The organism is Nonomuraea diastatica, from assembly GCF_004349015.1.
Taxonomy (GTDB): Bacteria; Actinomycetota; Actinomycetes; order Streptosporangiales; family Streptosporangiaceae; genus Nonomuraea; species Nonomuraea diastatica.
This window is the reverse complement of sequence record NZ_SMKP01000362.1, coordinates 1-2993: the sequence shown is the minus strand read 5'-3', so window position 1 is coordinate 2993 and position 2993 is coordinate 1. Positions and strand designations below refer to the sequence as shown.

General features: G+C 69.9%; 1 protein-coding gene. It reads left to right on the top strand.

The window, feature by feature from the left end:
• The first annotated feature begins 369 nt into the window (after window positions 1-369).
• Window positions 370-2559 carry an NAD-dependent DNA ligase LigA gene (gene ligA / locus E1294_RS51510; protein ID WP_132520549.1) on the top strand — a complete coding sequence of 730 codons (2190 nt, stop codon included), beginning with the start codon at window positions 370-372 and terminating at the stop codon, window positions 2557-2559.
• Window positions 2560-2993: the final 434 nt, after the last annotated feature.

Sequence of the window (2993 nt, the reverse complement as noted above, 5' to 3'; positions counted from 1 at the left end):
GCCCTGTCCCGCGCTGCCCCCGCCCTGGCCTCCGCCAACCCGGAGACCTGGGCCGGGGCCCGATCCACTCGGCGAAGCGGGCGACTTCCCGGGCGCAAGGGTGCTCGTGGCTGACGTTCCGGTGGCCCGAGGAGAACGGTCGTAAGGGGCACACGAGGGCCCACACGTGTTCGGGCGCCAAGCCGCTCGCGGTGCCGTTCCGGGATGGATGGCGAGGTGCGCCGCGGCACTTTCGTGAAGGCCACAGGAAGCTGCTCCACCTGCGAGAGCGTCCGGTCTCATGGCGGCTGGGAGTCCGTACGTCGGCGGCGTGTTTTGTCAGTGCTGAGCGGTAGCGTTTGCTCAGAATGCTGGACGGAAGGAGAGGCCGTGGGCGAGCCATCCACTGAGGTCGCCGGGGTGCCGGTGCCCGCGCTCAAGCGGCATGCCGAGCTGAGCGAGCTGGTCGAGGAGGCCCGCTGGCGCTACTACGTGCTCGACCAGCCCACAGCCAGCGACGCCCAGTTCGACGAGTGGTTCAGGGAGCTGCTGGCGCTGGAGGAGGCGCACCCGTCGCTCCAGACGCCCGGCTCGCCCACCCAGCAGGTGGGCGCGCCGGTCAGCGGCGACTTCGCCAAGGTCCGCCATCTGGCCAGGATGGAGAGCCTCGACAACGCCTTCAACGACGCCGACATGGCGGCCTGGCAGGTGCGCGCCGAGCGGCTGGCCGAGGGAGACCCCGGCCCCTACCTGTGCGAGCTCAAGATCGACGGGCTCGCGATCGCCCTGGTCTACCGCGACGGCAAGCTGGAGCGCGCCGCCACCAGGGGCGACGGGCGCACGGGTGACGACGTGACGGCCAACGTGCGCACCATCAAGGGCGTGCCCCACCGGCTCAAGGGCGACGACGTGCCGAGCCTGGTCGAGGTGCGCGGCGAGGTCTACATCCCGGTCGAAGACTTCAAAAAGCTCAACGAGCAGCTCGTCGAGCAGGGCAAGCCGCCCTTCGCCAACCCGCGCAACTCCGCGGCGGGCACGCTGCGGCAGAAGGACCCGCGCATCACGGCGCAGCGCCCGCTGCGCATGCTGGTGCACGGCATCGGCGTCTGGGAAGGCGCGACGGAACCGCGGGCGCAGTCGGAGGTCTACGACCGGCTGCGCGAGTTCGGGCTGCCGGTCAGCGACCTTTACCAGGTGTTGCCAGGTCTCACCGAGATCAACGAGTTCATCGAGCACTACCAGGTGCACCGCCACGACCCGCCCTACGAGATCGACGGGGTGGTCGTCAAGGTCGACGACTTCCGCACGCAGCGTGAGCTGGGCTCCACCTCGCGCGCTCCGCGCTGGGCGATCGCCTTCAAATATCCGCCGGAAGAGGTCAACACCAAGCTGCTCGACATCCAGGTGGGCGTCGGGCGCACCGGGCGCGTCACCCCTTATGCCGTGATGGAGCCGGTCGTGGTGTCGGGCTCGACCGTCGAGCGGGCCACGCTCCACAACGCCGCCGTCGTGGCCAAGAAGGGCGTGTTCATCGGCGACACCGTGGTTCTGCGCAAGGCGGGCGACGTCATCCCCGAGATCGTCGGGCCGGTGGCGGCGCTGCGCGACGGGTCCGAGCGGGAGTTCGTCATGCCGACGCAGTGCCCGGAGTGCGGCACCACGCTGGCTTACGAGAAGGAGGGCGACGCTGACCTTCGTTGCCCCAACGCGCGTGCCTGCCCCGCCCAGATCCGCGAGCGCATCTATTTCGCGGCCGGGCGGCGCGCGCTCGACATCGACGGCCTCGGCTACGTCGCGGCGACGGCGCTCAGCCAGCCGCTGCCGCCGCAGCAGCCGGTGGTGCGCACTGAGGCAGACCTGTTCGACCTGACGCTCGACCAGCTGATCCCGATCAAGTCGGTGGTCCGCGATCCCGACACCGGCCTGCCCAAGATCGACCCCAAGACGGGGGAGCAGAAGGTCGTCTCCTTCTTCTCCAACATCAACGGCGAGCCCAGCCAGAACGCGCTGCAACTCATCGAGGAGCTCGAGCGAGCCAAGCAGGTGCCGCTCGCGCAGGTGCTGGTCGCCCTGTCGATCAGGCACATCGGCCCGCCCACGGCCCGTGCCCTGGCCGACGCCATGAGGTCGATCGACGCGATCATGAACGCCTCGGAGGAAGAGCTGGCCGCGGTCGAGGGCATCGGGCCCAGGGTGGCGGCCACGATCCGGGATTGGTTCGCGGTCGACTGGCACCGCGCGATCGTCGACAGGTGGCGTGCCGCCGGGGTCCGCATGGAGGACGATCCTGCCCCCGAGAAAGGCCCGCAGACCCTGGAGGGGATGACGTTCGTGGTCACGGGCACGCTGGAGGGCTACACCCGCGACTCCGCCGCCGCCGAGCTGACCGGAAGGGGCGGGAAGGTCGCCTCGTCGGTGTCGAAGAAGACGTCGTTCGTGATCGCGGGCGACAATGCGGGGTCGAAATATGACAAGGCGGTCAGCCTTGGCGTGCCGATCCTCGACGGTGCGGGCTTCGAAATCCTCCTGAACGAAGGTCCGCAGGCGGCCGCCGAGGCCGTGACCACACCCGGGTCCTGACCCTGTCCGGCGATGACGCGAGTCCAAGGGTTCGTACGGGCTCAGCCGTCGCAGGGGCGGGGCCGGTTTGCACCGGAGTGGTTGGCCCGTATGGGAGCGGTCGGTTTGCGAGGGCTCGGGCGCGGGTGGCGACCGCGGTTCCGGCATGGGTGAGTGTGGGTTCGGACCAGGTGCTGTAAGGGCGACCGCGCCCTGAAGGATGACCGTGCTCCGAGAGGGGACCTCTCATGCGGTCCGTGCCCGGATCCCCCCGTGGATGGGTTCCCGTGGCCGGGCGTGTGCCCTGACCGGCTCTGGTCCTGATCGGGTGCGTTTCGCGACCAGGTCTGTTCCTTGACCGAGTGGAGTCCGGTTGGCGCGGGCGCCGCGTGTCCGGGCTGGGTCCGGGCTGGTCCGATGGGGTGCGGGGCGGCAGGTCGGATTGAGTCCGATGG